An 18,031-nucleotide genomic window follows, 5' to 3' on the forward strand; every position below is an offset into this window, starting at 1 on the left:
TCGATGCCGCCGCCCGCGGCGCACCGCTACTACCCGAGCGCCGTCGCGCCCAACCGCGCCGCGCGCCCACCGCCGTCGACCGGCGTCAGAGAAAGAGCACACACATGGCGTACGCCGCAGGAGCGGCCAACGCGAAGCCACCCAGCGGGCCCTGCATGTGCCGGGCGATCCACATGGTGGGTGGTTCGCCCGCCATCAGCCGGCCCGCCTCGGCGTAGCCGACGGCGAGGTCGGCCAGCACGGCGGTGGCTGCGGTGACCAGCCCGATCAGCGCGGCGCTGGTCGGGGTGAAGCCCACCAGGTAACTGCCGAGCAGGGCGCTGGTGAGGGTGCCGGCCATCGCGCCGACCACCACCCCGGCGGCACCCCGGGGCACCTGCGGCGCCAGCCGGGGCCAGGCCAGCACGGCGTCGGTGAGCCGGGCCACGGTGAGCGCGACGCCGGTGGCGACCAGGCAGACGGTGATCGCCTGGGTGCCGGCGGGAATCCGGCTGAGCGTGATCAGGGTGGCGAACGCCACCACGCCGACCACGATCAGCAGCGTGGTGCCGAGCGAGTCGGTCACCCGGACCCGGTCCACCCGGCGGACGAGTTGACCGAGCACGCCGAGCAGGAACCCGCCCAGCGCCACGAACCCGAGCGGGGCCAGCCCGGCGACGTCGGTCTGCACCGCGGCGACGTCGGCCGCCGCGGCGACCACGCCGCTGGTCAGCGCGACCAGCAGCAGCGCGGGTGGGCGCATGGCCATGGTCCAGGCCAGCACGAAGAGCAGTTGAACGCCGAACACGATGACCGCGAACGGCAGCCGGTGTCCGGGCCCGGCGGTCTGCGCACCGAGCACCAGGCCGACGCCGAGCAGCGCCGCGAAGCCGGCGACGGTCAGCGAGAGCGGCCGGTGCACCTCGACCGGCTCGATCGGCTCCTCGTCCGGCTCGACGTCGTCGTCCTCGCTCCGGCGCGGGGCACCGCCCTTACGGAACCGGCGCGGGCCACGCTCGCGGCGGCTCCCGGTGTCGTCGTCCGGGGCGGGGCGCGGCCCGGGTGCGGGTCCGCCGGCCGGGCCGGCGGGCCCGTCGGGGGCGCCGTCGGCCCACGGGTCACGGCCGGTGTCGGGCGAGGTGGAGGGAAACACGCCCCGATCGTGCCAGACCGACGGGGTCCGGCGGGGATCACGGGGCGTCCGGCGGGGGATCACGGTTTCGGCGACGTTAAAACCTGGGCGGTGATCACGGGCAGATCCGACAAACAGGAAAGGACGCCGGGGCGACGACGGGGCGATCGGTTACGCTCAAGCCGTTACCCGCCCGTCAGCGACGCCGGGACCCACGCAAGTTCTCAGCGCCCCGCCCACCGGCGGGTCAGCTGGTCGCGTGCGGCCATTGAGCCGCCGGGACGGAGGTGATCGTGTGGAGCTCCTGCTGCTGGTGACCGCGCGTGCAGGTGAGCCCTCGGCGGTGCTGCCGGCACTCGACCTGTTGCCGCATTCGGTGCGTACCGCGCCGCGCGACGTGCGCACCCTGGTTTCCGGGCCCAGCCCGGACGCGGTGCTGGTCGACGCCCGGTCGGAGTTGAGCGAGGCCCGTGCCACCTGTCGTATGTTGCACGCCACCGGCCTGGGTGTGCCGCTGGTCGCGGTGGTCACCGAGGCCGGCCTGATCGCCCTCAACGCCGACTGGGGCGTCGACGACGTGATCCTGGCCGGTGCGGGCCCGGCCGAGGTGGAGGCCCGGCTGCGGCTCGCGGTGGGCCGGCTGAGCAACGCCACCTCCGGGGCCGGCGGTTCGATCCGGGCCGGCGAGCTGAACATCGACCCGGACACCTACGCCGCCAAGCTCAAGGGCCGGCCGCTCGACCTCACCTACAAGGAGTTCGAGCTGCTGAAGTTCCTGGCGCAGCACCCGGGCCGGGTGTTCACCCGGGACCAGCTGCTCCGCGAGGTCTGGGGCTACGACTACTTCGGCGGCACCCGCACGGTGGACGTGCACGTCCGACGACTGCGGGCCAAGCTTGGCTCGGAGTACGAGTCGATGATCGGCACCGTGCGCCAGGTGGGTTACAAGTTCGTCGTCCCGCCGTCGTCCCGGTCCCTGCCGGAGTCCGAGCCCGCGCCGCTGCCGGTCTGATCCCGGTCCGCAGCACCACCGGCCGAGCGCACTGTTTCCGATACGCCCCTTTTGCACCTGTTGTCGGCTCTATTCTTATTGCCGTAATCAGCAGGAGTGAAAGGGGCGACGGTGCGTGCACTGACCACGGGGGCGACGAGAGGGCCGTCCCGTCATCCTGACCGGTGGGGGCACTGATGCGCCCCCGGTCCACCGGCGGGACCGTCGGCGTCGTCACCCTGGTGCTGGCCGCCCTGCTCGGGTCCACCTACGCCCTCGGGCGCAGCATGACCCCGGGCCCACCCCGGCAGCCGACCGGCGCGTCGACGCAGATCGCCGGCGCCCAGTACGGCGAGCAACCCGCCGACCCGGACGCTGCACCGACCGGCCCGGACGGCACCGGCCCCACCGGCGCCCCCACCGCCGACGGGACCGATCCGGACTCGGCCCAGCCGGCCAGCGGCGGCGACGGCCCGTTCGGCAGCCACGCCAGCACCGGCACCGGCGAGGTCGCGCTGACCTTCGACGACGGGCCGGACCCGACGTACACACCGCAGGTGCTGGACGTGCTCCGCGCGTACGGGGTCAAGGCGACGTTCTGCGTGGTCGGCGAGAACGCCCAGGACCATCCGGAGCTGCTCCAGGCGATCGTCGCCGACGGGCACACCCTGTGCAACCACTCGTGGCACCACGACGTGCTGCTCGGCAAGCGCTCCCCCGCCCTGATCCGGGCCGACCTGATCCGGACCAACGAAGCCATCCACGCCGCCGTGCCGGACGCCCGGATCAGCTACTTCCGGCAGCCCGGCGGGGCCTGGACGTACCCGGTGGTGTCGGTCGCCGAGGGGCTGGGGATGACCCCGCTGCACTGGACCGTCGACCCCAACGACTGGCAGGTCCCCGGTGCCGCGAAGATCACCACGGTGGTCACCCGGGACACCGGGCCGGGCGCGGTCGTGCTCATGCACGACGCCGGTGGTGACCGGCAGGGCACCGTGGACGCGCTGCGCCGGATCCTGCCCGACCTGCTCGCCCGGTTCGGCCTGGAGGCGCTGCCGCCCGGCGGGGCCAACTGAACCGATCGACGGGCGGGACGATCGGGCGGATCCCGCTACGGTGATCACATGAGCAGCGGCGAGTCGACGACCGACCGGTTGACCCAGAGCGACCGGCTCACCCCGGCCGAGGTGACCGAGGTGCTGGCCCTGGCCCGCCTCGCGGGCGACACCGACGGAGCCGACCCCTTCGACGAGCACACCCTGCTGCGGCTGCGCGACCCGCAGGCGGCAGCCCGGCACCTGACCATCCACGCCCTCGACGGCACCCTGACCGGGTACGCCCACCTGGACACCACCGACCCGACGTCCGGTGTCGGGGTGGAGCTGGTGGTGCGCCCGGGTTTCCGGCGGCGGGGCACCGGACGGGCGCTGGCCCGGGGCGTACTCGCGGCGACTCCCGGACCACTGCGGGCCTGGGCGCACGGCGACCACCCGGCCGCCGCGGCGCTCGCAGTCGACCTGGGCTTCGCGCGGGCCCGGGTCCTCTGGCAGTTGCGCCGCTCGTTGACCGACCCGGTGTCGGAACCCCACCTGCCCGCCGGGGCGACGCTGCGTTCCTTCCGCCCTGGCGAGGACGACGACACCTGGCTCGCGCTCAACGCCCGCGCCTTCGCCGGGCACCCGGAGCAGGGCCGGTGGACCACCGACGACCTGCGGGCCCGACTGGCCGAGCCGTGGTTCGACCCGGCCGGTTTCCTGCTCGCCGTCGACGCCGCCGGGCGGCTGCTCGGCTTCCACTGGACCAAGGTGCACGAGCGGCCCGGCTCGGCCCGCATCGGCGAGGTCTACGTGGTGGGGGTGGACCCGGACGCGCACGGTGGCGGCCTGGGCCGGGCACTCACCACCGCCGGGCTGGCCTACCTGCGGGACCGGCGCGGGCTGGACCGGGTGATGCTCTATGTCGACGAGTCGAACACGGCGGCCGTCTCGCTCTATGAGCGGCTCGGTTTCGCCCGCTGGTGCGGGCACGTCAACTACCACCGGGGCTGACGCTCTCCCGTCCGCTCCGCCCCGGCCGGGGCCCGGCCGGGGCACGACAGGTGCGGTCTCCGTGCGGTAACGGCGGGGCCACGCCCGGATAACGGCTGCCCGGATATATCGCATCAATGCGGATACCGGGACGGCAGTTCACCTAACGGACAACCCTCCCTCAGGCAGCGGTCACCTTCCCGGCCGGGGCTGTTCATGCCCCGTTCACTTCCGACCGGCGAACCGTCTACCTGGCACTTCTAGCTTTCGTGTCAGCCGGTCAGCGCGCCGGCACTCGGGCCCCAATCCGGGCGACCTGACCAAAGACGTGAAGGGAAACCCCTCAGGTGAAGCTCCAGCGGCACGGCGCCATTGCCTGCCTCGCTCTTACCGCGGTCCTCGGCCTCAGCGCCTGCGGCTCGGACAACAACGAGCCGGCCAGCGCCTCCGCCTCCGGCTCGGCCAGCGCGGCCGACTGTGGCAAGGGCACCCTGAACGCGCAGGGCTCCTCCGCGCAGAAGAACGCCATGGCCGAGTGGATCAAGGCCTACCAGCAGAAGTGCGCCGGCACCACGATCAACTACGAGGCCAGCGGCTCCGGCGCGGGCATCCAGGCGTTCATCGCCGGCACCGCCGACTTCGCCGGCTCCGACTCCGCCCTCAAGCCGGAGGAGCAGCCGCAGGCCGACGCCAAGTGCACCGGCGGCGCGGCACTCAACCTGCCGATGGTGATCGGCCCGGTCGCGGTCGTCTACAACGTCGGCGGCCTGGACAACCTCCAGCTCAAGCCGGCCACCCTGGCGCAGATCTTCGCCGGCAAGGTCACCAAGTGGGACGACCCGGCGATCAAGGCCGACAACCCGAACGCCACGCTCCCCTCCACCGCGATCCAGACGGTGCACCGCTCCGACGAGTCGGGCACCACCGACAACTTCACCAAGTTCCTGTCGAAGACCGCCGCGACGGACTGGACCTTCGGCAACAACAAGGCGTGGAAGGCCCCGGGCGGGCTCGGCGCCCCCAAGTCCGACGGTGTCGCCGCCAAGGTCAAGAGCACCGAGGGCACGATCAGCTACGTCGAGTGGTCGTACGCCGAGAACTCCGGCCTCAAGAAGGCCAAGGTGCAGAACGGTGCCGGCGAGTACGCCGAGCTGACCGCCGAGTCGGCCGGCAAGACCATCGCCGGGGCCAAGATCGAGGGCCAGGGCGACGACCTCAAGATGTCGATCGACTACGCCACCAAGGAGGCCGGGGCGTACCCGATCGTCCTGGTGACCTACGAGATCGTCTGCAGCAAGGGCCTCGCCGCCGACAAGCTGCCGCTGGTCAAGGGCCTGCTGGGCCACGCCGCCAGCACCGAGGGCCAGGCCGAGCTGGTGGAGCTGGGCTACGCCCCGCTGCCCGACTCGGTCCGCACCAAGGTCGAGACCGCAGTCAAGAACCTCGGCTGACCCTCCCGAGCGACAACACCTCCTCAAGTCGAAGCGAGCGAGCAGATGGGTGAAACCCCTCACCGCTCGGCACACGCCGGCACCGGTGGGCATGCCGTGACCCAGGGTCACGAGCGGTCCGCCGGTGCCTCGGCGCGTGTGGCCGAGGCACCAGTCAGCACCCGTACCCCCCACGACGACGACCACGGCCTGGGCGGGGGCGGCGGGCTGCCCCGGGCCCGCGCGTTCGGCGCGGAACGGGCGTTCCGTGGCGTGACCCTGGCCGCCGGTGTCACCGTGCTGGTCGTCATCGCGGCCATCGCGGTCTTCCTGGTCGCCAAGGCCGTGCCGGCGCTGCGGGCCAACAGTGCGAACTTCTGGACCTTCGAGGGCTGGTTCCCCAACGACGATCCACCCACGTTCGGCATCGGCGCGCTCGCCTTCGGCACCCTGCTCACCGCGCTGCTGGCCCTGCTGGTCGCGGTGCCGGTGGCGCTGGGCATCGCCCTCTACCTGTCGCACTACGCGCCGCGGCGGCTCGGCACCGCCCTGGGCTTCGTGATCGACCTGCTGGCCGCCGTGCCGAGCGTGGTGTTCGGCCTGTGGGGGCGGGACTACCTGGTCGGGCCGGTCGCCGACCTGTCGGCCTGGCTGAACCGGTACTTCGGCTGGATCCCGATCTTCGGCGACGGCCCGTACGGCAACTCGATCCTGCTCGGGTCCCTCGTCCTGGCGATCATGGTGCTGCCGATCATCACCTCACTCTCCCGCGAGGTGTTCCTCCAGACCCCGACCGCCAACGAGGAGGCCGCCATCGCGCTGGGGGCCACCCGCTGGGAGATGCTGCGCACGGCGGTCCTGCCGTACGGCCGGCCCGGCATCATCGCCGCCGTCATGCTCGGCCTCGGCCGGGCGCTCGGCGAGACCATCGCGCTCGCGCTCACCCTTGGCTCGACGTACGCCATCTCGTTCAACATCCTCGCCAACGGCGGCAACAGCATCGCCGCGAACATCGCCAACCGGTTCGCGGAGGCCAACGAGACCGGCCGGGGTGCGCTCATCGCGTCCGGCCTGGTGCTCTTCGCCATCACGCTGGTCGTCAACATCACCGCGCGGGCGATCATCTACCGCCGCCGCGAGTTCACGGAGTCGGCCGCATGACCACCACGCTCACCCCCCGCCGTTCCCGCCCACCGGCCCAGCCGGACAGCCTGCGGGCGAAACGCCTGCCCGGGTACGCCGCCCCCGCCCTGGCGGTGCTGGCCCTGCTGGTCTCCGCCGGCCTCGTCTACGGCGTTGACCTCGGCGGCCCCGTCCTGGTCGTGGTGCTCGGCGCGCTGCTCTACCTGGCCGGCCTGTTCGCCGCCGCCAACGCGGTGGAGGGCCGCCGGTCGGCCCGCAACCGGTTCTGGAGCGCCCTGATCCACTCCGCCCTGGTGCTGGCCGTGCTGCCGCTGGCCTCGGTGGTGTGGACGCTGTTCAGCAAGGGCACCGCCCGGCTCGACGGCGACTTCTTCGGCAGCTCGATGAACAACATCGGGGCCCGCGACGCCAACGGCGGCGCGTACCACGCCATCGTCGGCACCCTGGAGCAGGTCGGCATCGCCACCGCGATCACCGTCCCGCTCGGCGTGCTCTGCGCGATCTACATCGTCGAGTACGGGCGGGGCCGGTTCGCCTTCACCATCCGGTTCTTCGTCGACGTGATGACCGGCATCCCGTCCATCGTCACCGGCCTGTTCGTACTGGCCTTCTGGGTGCTGATCGTGTCCCCGTGGTTCAACGACGGCCAGCCCGGTTTCTCCGGCTTCGCCGCCGCGCTCGCGTTGAGCGTGCTGATGCTGCCGACGGTGGTCCGCTCCACCGAGGAGATGCTGCGGCTGGTCCCCGCGCCGCTGCGCGAGGGGGCGTACGCCCTCGGCGTACCCAAGTGGAAGACCATCCTGCGGGTGGTGCTGCCCACCGCGCTGCCCGGCATCGTCACCGGCATCATGCTCTCCATCGCGCGGGCCGCCGGGGAGACCGCCCCGGTGCTGCTCGTCGCCGGTGGTGGTGCGGCGATCAACTTCAACCCGTTCGAGAACAACCAGTCGTCGCTGGCCCTGTTCGTCTACCAGCAGGCCGGCGAGGCGTCGAAGTACTCACCGGCACGGGCCTGGACGGCGGCGTTGACCCTGGTCGTCCTCGTGCTCGTGCTCACCGTCGCCGCGAAGCTGCTGGCCCGCCGCAACCGGCTCGGCCGATGAACCCCGGAGGTACCACCATGGCCAAGCGCATCGACGCCACCGACGTGACCGCCTACTACGGCGGTTTCAAGGCGATCGAGAACATCAACCTGACGGTCGAGCCGAAGACGGTCACCGCCCTGATCGGCCCGTCCGGCTGCGGCAAGTCGACCTTCCTGCGGTCGATCAACCGGATGCACGAGGTGCTGCCGGGCGCCCGGGTCGAGGGCAGCCTGACCATCGACGGTCAGGACGTCTACGACCGCGACGTCGACGTGACCGCCGTCCGCCGCATGATCGGCATGGTGTTCCAGCGACCGAACCCGTTCCCCACCATGAGCATCTTCGAGAACGTGGTGGCCGGGCTGCGGCTCAACGGGGTGCGCAAGAAGTCCATCCTGGACGAGGCCGCCGAGAAGGCGCTGCGCGCGGCGAACCTGTGGGACGAGGTCAAGGACCGCCTCGGCAAGCCCGGCGCGGGCCTGTCCGGTGGTCAGCAGCAGCGGCTGTGCATCGCCCGGACCATCGCGGTCGAGCCGCAGGTGGTGCTGATGGACGAGCCCTGCTCGGCGCTGGACCCGATCTCGACGCTGGCCATCGAGGACCTGATGTTCCAGCTCAAGGACAAGTTCACCATCATCATCGTCACCCACAACATGCAGCAGGCGGCCCGGGTCTCCGACCGCACCGCCTTCTTCTCGATCGAGAAGACCGGCGACCCCGGCCGGCTCATCGAGTACGACAACACCCAGAAGATCTTCAGCAACCCCAGCCAGAAGAAGACCGAGGACTACATCACCGGCCGCTTCGGCTGACCCCGGCCGCTCCGCTGCACCGGCCGCTCAGCTGCGCCGGGGCGTGCGGGGGTGGGGGTGGGGCGTGCGGGGTGGGAGTCCCTGCGGGGGCGACCGCCCGAGCAGTGGGGGCGGGGGTCTCGGAACACTCCTTCGGGCCCTGTCGAGCTGATGACGTCGACGATTCACCCGCCCGGCGACGTCACCGGTACCACCCCTGACGAGGGTCACGCCCCGGTGCCATGGCGAAATGCCCGCACCGGCGGTGCTGGTGAGCCGCCAGCGTCATCAGCTCGAAAGGGCCCGAGGCGGACCTACACGGGGTGGAGGCGCAGCGGCACCAGCTGCGGCGGGAACCGGCTGCGGCGGGAACCGGCTGCGGCGGGGCACAGCGGCACCGACCCGCACCGACCGGAGCAGACTGGCCCACACCGACCAGCTGCGGTGGAGGTCGGCAGCCGCTGGACCGCCCGCCCGACGCGGAACGTGGCCGGGTCAGGCGAGGGTGAAGTGCGGGGTACCGTCCTCGGGGACGTGGAGGCGGGGGGTCACCGGGGTGGCCGCGTCCCGGGCCGCCGAGGCACGCGCCACCGCAGCAATGCAACGGGCACCATCACCGGCGGCAGCACCGGTGCCGGCACCGGCACCGGCAGCGCCGTCGGCAGCAGCAGCGGCGGCCACCTCGGCCAGGGTGACCAGGGTGGGCGGGAGCATGGTCAGCTCACCGGCCCGTGCGCGGGCCAGGGCGTCCGCCGGGCGGACCCACATGGTGTGGTCGGCCTCGCCGGAGACGTCCCGGGTCCGCTGCCCCTCGGGCAGCAGAGCAACGAAGAAGTACGTGTCGAAGCGACGCGGCTCGAACTCCGGAGTGATCCACCGGCTCCAGGGCAGCAGCAGGTCGGACCGGAGGGTGAGCTGCCGCTCGGCGAGCAGCCCGGCGAAGCCCCGTCGACGTGCCTCCAGATCCTGCCGCGCGGTCTCCCAGTCGTCCCCGCTGACGTCGCCCACCACCGAACCGCCGACGTCGCCGGTCACCGGGCCGCCGCCGGGTCCGGCCAGCAGCACGCCGGCTTCCTCGAAGACCTCCCGTGCGGCGGCGCACACCACCGCCTGCGCGGCGTCGGGAGTGACGCCCAGCCGTCCCGCCCAGGCCGCCGGATCGGGGCCGGTCCAGTCCAGGTGCGCCTCGGAGTCCGACGGGTCGACGCCACCGCCGGGGAAGGCGTACACCCCGCCGAAGGCCATCGCGGCGACCCGGCGGATGACGTACACCTCGAAGTCGGTGCCGGCCGGGCGGAGCAGCAGCACGGTGGCCGCGACCCGGGGCGTCACCGGGGTGGCCCCCTCGGCGTGGAACCGACGGGCGTGCTCGACCAGGGCCGGCGGGGCGGGAAAACCGGGACTGTCGATCGTCATGGGCCGAGCCTAGCCCCGACACACCGACCACCCCAGGGCCGACGACCCCCGGTGGTACGCCGCCGCCGGGCGGGCCAGCGACCGGGCCGCAGCCGGGGTGACGGTTGGGCGGACAGCGACCGGACCAACGGCGGCGAGCGGGCAGACGACGGCCAGCGGGCGGGCCGGGGCGACAGCGGCGGGCGGGCCGGACAGTGGCGGCGGGCCGGCCTGGGCGGCGGGTTAGCGTGAACCCATGACACGTTGGGGGATTCTGTCCACCGGCCACATCGCCGGCCGGTTCGCCGAGGACCTACGGCTGGTGCCCGGGGCCGAGCTGGTCGCGGTCGGCTCACGGACGACGGAGAGCGCCGAGCGGTTCGCCACCCGGTACGGCGCCGGCCGGGCGTACGGCTCCTGGGCGGAGCTGGCCGCCGACGACGAGCTGGACGCGATCTACGTGGCCACCCCGCACGCCGCCCACCACGAGGCCGCCCGGGTCTGCCTGGAGGCCGGGCGGGCGGTGCTGCTGGAGAAACCGTTCACCCTCGACCTGGCCACCAGCACCGAGCTGGTCGACCTGGCGCGGGCCCGGGGGGTCTTCCTGATGGAGGCCATGTGGATGCGGACCAACCCGCTGATCCTGCGCCTGGTCGAGCTGGTCCGGGCCGGGGCGATCGGCGAGGTGACCGGTGTGCGGGCCGACTTCGGGGTGGCCGGGCCGTTCCCGCCGGAGCACCGGATGCGCAATCCGGTGCTGGGCGGCGGTGCCCTGCTGGACCTGGGCGTCTATCCGGTGAGCCTGGCCCACCTGCTGCTCGGTGCGCCGCAGCACGTGCATGCCTGGGCGAAGCTCAGCCCGGAGGGGGTGGACGAGAACACCGGCATCGTCTTCGGGTACGACTCGGGTGCGGTCGCCACGCTCGGCTGCGGCATGGTGGGGGCGACCCCGCTGACCGCCGCGATCACCGGCACCACCGGCCGGATCGAACTGCCCGAGCCGTTCTTCCGCCCCGGGTCGGCGGTGCTGCACCGGGCCGGGGCCGAGCCGGAGACGCTCACCGACGACCCGGCCGGCGGCGGCTACCAGTACGAGGCCGCCGAGGTGCAGCGTTGCCTGGCCGCCGGGCTGACCGAGAGCCCGCTCGTGCCGCACGCGGTCACCCTGGAGGTGATGGCCCTGCTGGACGACATCCGGGCCCGGATCGGCGTCGACTACGCCTGAGCACGGCGTCGCCGAGGGGCGCCCCGGGACCGGGGCGCCCCTCGGCGACGGCGGTCAGAACAGCGGGCGGACCACCAGGTAGGTGAGGCAGGCGATCAGCGCGGCGGCCGGGAAGGTGATGATCCAGGCGAGCACGATGTTGCCGGCCACGTTCCAGCGCACGGCGGAGAGCCGCTTGGTGGCGCCCACCCCCATGATCGCGGAGGTGATCGTGTGGGTGGTGGAGATCGGGGCCTTGAGCACCAGGGCGTTGAAGTAGAGCACCGCGCTGGCCACCGTCTCGGCGGCGAAGCCCTCCGGCGGGCCCAGGTCGATGATCTTGCGACCGAGGGTCCGGATGATCCGCCACCCACCGGCGTACGTGCCGAGCGCCAGCATCGTCGCCGAGGTCCAGAAGACCCAGCCCGGGATGTGCGTCTTGTCGTCCTGGAAACCGCCCGTGTAGAGGGCCAGCACCACGATGCCCATGGTCTTCGCGGCGTCCTGCATGCCGTGGCCGACCGACATGGCCGCCGCCGAGGCGGTCTGCGCCCAGCGGAAGCCCCGGTTGAGCTTGCCCGGCTGCCCCTTGCGGAACGCCCACAGGATGGCCAGCATCAGCAGGTAACCGAGGGTGAGGCCGACGATCGGCGACAGGACCATCGGCAGGATGACCTTCTCGCCGATGGTGACCCACTGCACCACACCGCCGGTGGAGAGCAGGGTCGCCCCGACCAACCCGCCGAACAGCGCGTGCGAGGACGACGAGGGCAGGCCGAAGTACCAGGTGATCAGGTTCCAGGCGATGGCACCGAGCACCCCGGCGAAGACCACTCCGAGGCTGCCCACCCCGGTGGGCAGGGTGACCAGGCCGTCGCCGACGGTCTTGGCCACGCCGGCACCGAAGTGCGCGCCGACGAAGTTGCCGACCGCGGCCAGGCCCAGGGCGAGCCGGGGGGTCAGCGCCCGGGTGGAGACGCTTGTCGCGATCGCGTTGGCGGCGTCGTGGAAGCCGTTGGTGTAGTCGAACGCCAGGGCCACCGCGATCACCGCCAGCACGGCGATGAGTTCGGGACTCACAGGATCAGGACTCCTTGACCGCGATGGTCTCGACGGTGTTCGCCACGTGCTCGAAGGCGTCGCAGGCGGCCTCCAACTCGTCGGCGACCTCCTTCATCTTCAGCACGGTCAGCGCGTCGTACTCGCCGGAGAAGAGCCGGACCAGCAGCATCCGGTACGCCTGGTCGCCGTCGTTCTCCAGCCGGTTGCACTCGATCCAGTAGTCCTCGAGATCCTTCATCGACTTGAGCCGGGGCATCGCCTCGGCGGTCAGCTTCGCCTGGAGGTCGAGCACGTTGACCAGCTCGTGCAGCTCGCGCGGCAGCGACGGGAGCTTGGTGAGGCCGTAGAGGTAGAGCAGGTTGCCGACCGCCTCCAGGTGGTCCATCACGTCGTCGAGCAGCGAGCCCAGCCGGTAGATGTCCTCCCGGTCGAACGGGGTGATGAAGGTGGAGTTGATCTTCTTGTAGAGATCGTGGGTGATCTGGTCGCTGTCGTGCTCGACCTCGGTCAGCCGCTCGCTGACCGACTGCACGTCGACGCCGGGCAGGGCCAGCTCGTTGAGCAGCTCGGTGCCCTTCACCAGATTCTGCGCGGCCCTGGTGAAGAGCTCGTAGAAAGCGCCCTCGGTGGGACGGAAGGAAAACTTCACAGCACGGACCTCGTCGTGTCGGTGGAAGGGTGGCCGCCGCCCCAGGGGGCGCCCGCTGAAGCATGCTAGGTACCCCACCGGAGTGGGCCTCCGTCGGCCCACCCCTGGTCAGACCCGATTCACCGCTCGTTCATCTGCTGTTCACCTCGGCCGCCACCGCCGCCACTCGCCAACCGCTGGCGCTCCCGCTCCACGTCGAAAGCCGCAGCGGGATACCCCAGATCAAGACCCTCGAACGTCTCCCGCAGCAGATGCGCCACCGCCCAGTCCCGGTACCACTTACGGTCCGCCGGCACCAGGAACCACGGCGCGGCATCCGTGTCGCACCGCCCCAGCGCCTCCGCGTACGCGGCCTGGTAGTCGCCCCAGCGGGCCCGGGAGTCGAGATCGCTCGGCTGGTACTTCCAGAACTTCGTCGGGTCGGTCAACCGATCCGCCAACCGCCGCGCCTGCTCCTGCGGGGAGATGTGCAGCATCACCTTCACCAGGGTCACCCCGCCGTCGGTCAGCTCCCGCTCGAAGGCGTTGATCCGGTCGTACCGGGCCCGCCAGGTCTCCTCCGGCACCAGGGCGTCGACCCGGGCCACCAGCACGTCCTCGTAGTGCGACCGGTTGAAGACGCCGACGTACCCGGGTGGGGGCAGCGCCCGGCGGATCCGCCACAGGAAGTCGTGCCGCAGCTCCTGCCGGGTCGGCGGGCCGAAGGACCGGATGTGCAGGCCGAGCGGGTTCATCGCGCCGGCCACCCGCTTCACGGTGCCGTCCTTGCCCCCGCAGTCCATCGCCTGGAGCACCAGCAGCAGCCGCCCCGGCCGCCCCGGCCGCAGCTTCGACCCGCCACCGGTCGGAGCCGAGGTGGGCGCGTCCGGCTCACCGGCCGCCTTGGCGGTGGCGAAGAGCATCTCCTGCTGCCGGGCCAACCCGGCACCGATCAGCTCGACCTGCCGGCGGGCCCAGGGCTTACGGTCCTTCCCCCCGCCCGCCGCCGCCGGCAGACCCGGGGTGGACCGGGGGTCGACCGCCCCCAGGTCGACCGGTCCGTCGCCGGAGGGCACCCGCAACAACTCCCGCACCGTCCCACCCTCGGGTGCGACGATCTCCGTCTGCTCGTCTGCGCGCATCCCCCGATCCTCGCCCACCACCGCACCCACCGCCTCCCGGGCGTGGCCGGGGGCGGTGTCACATCCGCCGTCGCCGGCCCGTCCGGTGGGTGGGGGAGAATCCGCTCGACCCCGGGGAGGTTGTGGTGACGGTGGACCTGGTGACGGAGTTCGAGGCCGAACGCGGGCGGCTCACCGCGGTGGCGTACCGGATGCTCGGCAGCCGCAGCGAGGCGGAGGACGCCGTCCAGGAAACCTGGCTGCGGTACTCGGGGGCGCTCGCCGACCCGGCCGACCGGGCCGAGATCAGGCACCTGGGCGGCTGGCTCACCACCACCTGCGCCCGGATCTGCCTCGACGTGCTCCGCTCGGCCCGGGTCCGCCGCGAGACGTACCCGGGGCAGTGGTTGCCGGAGCCGGTGGTCACCCCGCTGGGCGGTGGCGTGCCGGGACCGGACGGTTTCGCCCCCGACCCGGCCGACCGGGCCGTCCGGCGCGACCAGCTCGGCACCGCCCTGCTGGTCGTCCTGGAACGGCTCAGCCCCGAGCAGCGGGTCGCCTTCGTCCTGCACGACGTGTTCGCGGTGCCGTTCGCCCGGATCGCCGAGGTGCTGGCGAGCACCCCCGAGGCGGCCCGCCAGCACGCCTCCCGGGCCCGTAGGGCGGTCACCGCCGACGACGTGCCCCGGCACACCGCCGACCCCGCCGAGCAGCGCCGGGTGCTCGCCGCCTTCGCCGCCGCGACCGAATCCGGCGACCTCGACGCGCTCGTCCGGGTCCTCGCCCCGGACGTGGTGCTGATCGGCGACAGCGGAGGGCACTTCCCGACGGCCCGGCGACCGATCGTCGGCGTCGACCCGGTGGCCCGCTTCCTGCTCGGCCTCTTCGCCCGGGCCGGCCGGTACGGCCAACGCCTGCGCGCCGCGCCGGTGCTGGTCGACGGGGTGCTCGGCCTGCACCTGGAGACGGTCCAGCCCGACGGCCGGCTGCTGCGGATGGTCACCGGGTTCGCCGTGCACGACGGCCGGGTCACCGGCCTGTTCCACCAGCTCAACCCGGACAAGCTCCCCCGGCTGCCCGAGCTGGCCCCCGACGCCACCTGGCCACCGCGCTGGTGACCCGCCCCCGTCGACCGACCGGCCCCGGGCGGACCAGCCGGCCCCGGATCAGACCACCAGGGCCAGCCACTTCCGGTACGCCGAGGCGAACGGCTCGGTGCCGTCACCGAGAGCGGTGAGCAGCCGGGCCGCCGCCGCCTGGGCCTGCGCCACCACCTCGTCCGGATAGCCGAACCGGACCCGGTGCTCGGCGAACTCGTCCTCGTCGCGCAACTCCACCAGCCCGGTGCCCCGGCGGCGCACCACGTCCAGGTCGAGGTCGATCAGGTGCACGGTGTCGTCGCCCTCCCAGCGGGCCGGGGTGGCGATGTCGCAGTAGACCTCGCTGGTCCGTGGCGGCGGGTTGAACATCCCCGTCCACCAGGCCCGGTGCGGCACCAGCAGGACGAAGGGGATCCGCTCCACCGAGGGGCGGCCGTGGTAGACCGACTCGGTGCCCTCGGTCACCCCCAGCCACACCCCGAGGTCGTCCTCGGCCAGCCGGCGGGCCGGGTAGTCACGGTGGGCGCTGCCGTCGTACTTGCGGTAGATCACACGGATCGTGTCGCTCGGCATGAGTCGCACCCTAGCCGATTCCACCCACTCGTCGCCGTAGGGAATTGACCGGTACGGGGTGGCGACAATCCGGACGGTGACCGCGCCACGCGGGGGGCAGCGGCGCGTCCACTGTCGGCGGCGGCGGGTACCGTCGCACGGTGACTCCGCCCCGTACCGCCGCCGGCCCCAGCACCCCGTCGGCCCGCTCCGGCCGACGGCGCGGTGGCCGACCGAGCGGCACCGAACTGCTCGCGGCGGCGGTCGGCGCGGTCCCCGGCGGCGCGACCCGGCCGGGCCAGCAGCAGATGACCGAGGCGATCGAGCGCAGCGTCGCCGCCCGCGAGCACCTGCTGGTGCAGGCGGGCACCGGCACCGGAAAGTCGCTTGCCTACCTGGCCCCGGCGTTGACCGTGGACGGGCCGGTGGTGGTCTCCACCGCCACCCTGGCGTTGCAGTCCCAGCTGGTCGAGCACGACCTGCCGCGGCTCGCCGACGCGGTCGAGCCGCTGCTCGGTCGCCGTCCCACCTTCGCCGTGCTCAAGGGCCGGCACCACTACCTCTGCCTGGCCCGGTTGGACAACTCCACCGAGGACGAGCCGGAGGACACCCTCTTCGACGCCCCCGCCGCCCGTCCCGCCGGCGGGACGAAGTGGCTCGGCGAGGCCGGCCGGATGGGCAAGCAGATCCAACGGCTGCGCGACTGGGCCGAGAAGACCGACACCGGCGACCGGGACGAGCTGGACCCGGGGGTCGACGACCAGGCGTGGCGGCTGGTCTCGATGCCCGCCCGCGAGTGTGTGGGGGCGTCCCGCTGCCCGTTCGGCCAGGAGTGCTTCGCCGAGGCGTCCCGGGCCCGCGCCCGGGAGGCCGACGTGGTGGTCACCAACCACAGCCTGCTCGCGGTGGACATGCTGGCCGGCCGGCACATCGTCCCGCCGCACAAGCTGCTGATCGTCGACGAGGCGCACGAGCTGGCCGACCGGGTCTCCTCGGCCGCGCAGGCCGAGCTGGTGCCGGAGCTGATCGACCGGTCCGCCCGGCGGGCCCGCCCGCTGCTGCGACCGGACGTCGCCGACCGGCTCACCGAGGCCGGTGACGCGCTCGCCGTCGGGCTGGCCGAGGCACCCGCCGGTCGGCTCACCGGTGGGCTGCCCGGCCCGTTGCGCGAGGCGTGCACGTTGCTCGACGCGGCCACCCGGGCCGCGCTCGACGCGATCGGCGACGTCAAGGCCGACGACCCGGACCCGGTCCGTAAGCAGCAGGCCAAGGCGGTGCTCGACGAGCTGTCGACCACCGCGCAGCGGCTGCTGGAGGAGGGTGACCACGACGTGGCCTGGGTGGAGAAGCCGGACAACGGCAGCCGCCGGGCGCTGGTGGTCGCGCCGCTGTCGGTCGCCGGCACCCTCGCCACCCACCTGTACGACGAGCGCACCGTGGTCGCCACCTCGGCGACCCTGGCGCTGGGCGGCCGGTTCGACACGGTGGCCCGGGCGTTGGGCCTGGACGCGCCGCCGCCCGCCCCACCGTCCCCGGCCGCCGCCGCGTTGGCCACCGCCGCCGCCGGCCGGTCGACCGGCGTCGTCCCGGGGGGCACCGCGTCCGCCGCACTCCAGGCCGGTGGGGTCGCCACCACACCGGGCAGCCGGGCCGCCACCGGCGTCGTACCGGCCACGTCGGGGCCGGGCTGGTCGTCCCTCGACGTCGGCTCACCGTTCGACTACGCCCGGCAGGGCATCCTGTACGTCGCCGCGCACCTGCCCCGGCCCAGCGTCTCCGGGCTGCCCGAGGCGGCCGGCGAGGAGTTGCTGCGGCTGGTCGGCGCGCTCGGTGGTCGTACCCTCGGATTGTTCTCCTCCCGGCGGGCCGCGCAGCAGGCCGCGGAGCTGGTCCGGGCGCGCACCGACCTGCCGGTGCTGCTCCAGGGCGAGGAGGCGTTGCCGCTGCTGGTGCGCCGGTTCCGCGAGGATCGGTCGAGCTGCCTGTTCGGGGTGATGTCGCTCTGGCAGGGGGTGGACGTGCCGGGCGACGCGTGCCAGCTCGTGGTGATCGACCGGCTACCCTTCCCGCGCCCCGACGAGCCGCTGGCGGCGGCGCGGGCGGCGGCGGTGGACGCGGGCGGCGGTTCCGGCTTCTCGGCGGTCAGCGTGCCGATCGCCGCGGTCCGGCTGGCCCAGGGCGTGGGTCGGCTGATCCGGGCCACCGGCGACCGGGGGGTGGTGGCGGTGCTCGACTCGCGGCTGGAGACGGCGCGCGGCTACGGCCCGTTCCTGCGCCGCTCCCTCCCACCGTTCTGGTACACCACCCGGCCCGAGGTCGCCCAGGGCGCCTTGGAGCGCCTCGCCAAGCTCTGACCACGCGGCAGCCGCCCGCCCCCACAGGGGAACGGGC

At 73.1% G+C, this 18,031-nt stretch carries 15 protein-coding genes and 1 pseudogene; 10 read left to right on the forward strand and 6 right to left on the reverse strand.

Going from position 1 to position 18,031, the window contains the following annotated elements:
• Positions 1-85: 85 nt before the first annotated feature.
• Complete coding sequence (locus tag J7462_RS16990; RefSeq protein WP_208567875.1) at positions 86-1,132, reverse strand: hypothetical protein; 1,047 nt, start codon at positions 1,130-1,132, stop codon at positions 86-88.
• A 274-nt stretch (positions 1,133-1,406) separates the two neighbouring features.
• Between J7462_RS16990 and J7462_RS16995 the strand changes: the two genes are divergently transcribed.
• The 7 genes from J7462_RS16995 to pstB all read left to right on the forward strand — a co-directional run bounded on the left by J7462_RS16995 (position 1,407) and on the right by pstB (position 8,599).
• Complete coding sequence (locus J7462_RS16995; RefSeq protein ID WP_088643167.1) at positions 1,407-2,123, forward strand: response regulator transcription factor; 717 nt, start codon at positions 1,407-1,409, stop codon at positions 2,121-2,123.
• A 164-nt stretch (positions 2,124-2,287) separates the two neighbouring features.
• Positions 2,288-3,178, forward strand: coding sequence for a polysaccharide deacetylase family protein (locus J7462_RS17000; protein ID WP_374197528.1), 891 nt, complete (start codon positions 2,288-2,290; stop codon positions 3,176-3,178).
• Positions 3,179-3,226: 48 nt separating this feature from the next.
• Positions 3,227-4,150 (forward strand): mycothiol synthase, encoded by a 924-nt coding sequence (gene mshD, locus J7462_RS17005; protein WP_219464914.1) that lies wholly within the window; start codon positions 3,227-3,229, stop codon positions 4,148-4,150.
• 326 nt (positions 4,151-4,476) lie between these two features.
• Positions 4,477-5,580 carry a phosphate ABC transporter substrate-binding protein PstS gene (gene pstS / locus J7462_RS17010; protein ID WP_219464916.1) on the forward strand — a complete coding sequence of 368 codons (1,104 nt, stop codon included), beginning with the start codon at positions 4,477-4,479 and terminating at the stop codon, positions 5,578-5,580.
• Between the two features lie 45 nt (positions 5,581-5,625).
• Positions 5,626-6,720, forward strand: coding sequence for a phosphate ABC transporter permease subunit PstC (pstC, locus tag J7462_RS17015; RefSeq protein ID WP_219464917.1), 1,095 nt, complete (start codon positions 5,626-5,628; stop codon positions 6,718-6,720).
• Entirely contained in the window at positions 6,717-7,805 is a 1,089-nt protein-coding gene (gene pstA / locus J7462_RS17020; RefSeq protein ID WP_208567871.1) for a phosphate ABC transporter permease PstA, read from the forward strand. Before pstC ends, pstA begins: the two co-directional genes overlap by 4 nt.
• A gap of 17 nt (positions 7,806-7,822) precedes the next feature.
• Positions 7,823-8,599, forward strand: coding sequence for a phosphate ABC transporter ATP-binding protein PstB (pstB, locus tag J7462_RS17025; protein ID WP_208567870.1), 777 nt, complete (start codon positions 7,823-7,825; stop codon positions 8,597-8,599).
• 474 nt (positions 8,600-9,073) lie between these two features.
• On the opposite strand, the gene J7462_RS17030 is transcribed toward pstB, so the two are convergent.
• Positions 9,074-9,994 carry an NUDIX domain-containing protein gene (locus tag J7462_RS17030; RefSeq protein ID WP_219464918.1) on the reverse strand — a complete coding sequence of 307 codons (921 nt, stop codon included), beginning with the start codon at positions 9,992-9,994 and terminating at the stop codon, positions 9,074-9,076.
• A 235-nt stretch (positions 9,995-10,229) separates the two neighbouring features.
• Here J7462_RS17030 and J7462_RS17035 point away from each other — a divergent pair, with 235 nt between their 5' ends.
• Positions 10,230-11,198, forward strand: a complete 969-nt coding sequence (locus J7462_RS17035; protein WP_219464919.1) for a Gfo/Idh/MocA family protein — start codon at positions 10,230-10,232, stop codon at positions 11,196-11,198.
• Between the two features lie 54 nt (positions 11,199-11,252).
• On the opposite strand, the gene J7462_RS17040 is transcribed toward J7462_RS17035, so the two are convergent.
• From J7462_RS17040 to J7462_RS17050, 3 genes are all read right to left on the reverse strand, one after another.
• On the reverse strand, positions 11,253-12,257 hold the full coding sequence (locus J7462_RS17040; RefSeq protein WP_208567867.1) for an inorganic phosphate transporter: 1,005 nt from the start codon (positions 12,255-12,257) through the stop codon (positions 11,253-11,255).
• A gap of 4 nt (positions 12,258-12,261) precedes the next feature.
• A complete protein-coding gene (locus J7462_RS17045) occupies positions 12,262-12,888 on the reverse strand; it encodes a DUF47 domain-containing protein (protein WP_067311399.1) in 627 nt (208 codons plus the stop codon).
• A 119-nt stretch (positions 12,889-13,007) separates the two neighbouring features.
• Positions 13,008-14,009, reverse strand: coding sequence for a PPK2 family polyphosphate kinase (locus tag J7462_RS17050; RefSeq protein ID WP_219464920.1), 1,002 nt, complete (start codon positions 14,007-14,009; stop codon positions 13,008-13,010).
• A gap of 140 nt (positions 14,010-14,149) precedes the next feature.
• Between J7462_RS17050 and sigJ the strand changes: the two genes are divergently transcribed.
• Positions 14,150-15,106, forward strand: coding sequence for an RNA polymerase sigma factor SigJ (gene sigJ, locus J7462_RS17055; RefSeq protein ID WP_219464921.1), 957 nt, complete (start codon positions 14,150-14,152; stop codon positions 15,104-15,106).
• A gap of 48 nt (positions 15,107-15,154) precedes the next feature.
• On the opposite strand, the gene J7462_RS17060 is transcribed toward sigJ, so the two are convergent.
• Positions 15,155-15,661, reverse strand: a complete 507-nt coding sequence (locus tag J7462_RS17060) for a DUF402 domain-containing protein (RefSeq protein WP_219464922.1) — start codon at positions 15,659-15,661, stop codon at positions 15,155-15,157.
• 107 nt (positions 15,662-15,768) lie between these two features.
• Here J7462_RS17060 and J7462_RS17065 point away from each other — a divergent pair.
• Positions 15,769-17,994, forward strand: a pseudogene (locus J7462_RS17065) (ATP-dependent DNA helicase); the annotation flags it as partial.
• Between the last annotated feature and the right edge of the window lie 37 nt (positions 17,995-18,031).

Source organism: Micromonospora sp. RL09-050-HVF-A (assembly GCF_019374995.1).
Taxonomy (GTDB): Bacteria; Actinomycetota; Actinomycetes; order Mycobacteriales; family Micromonosporaceae; genus Micromonospora; species Micromonospora antibiotica.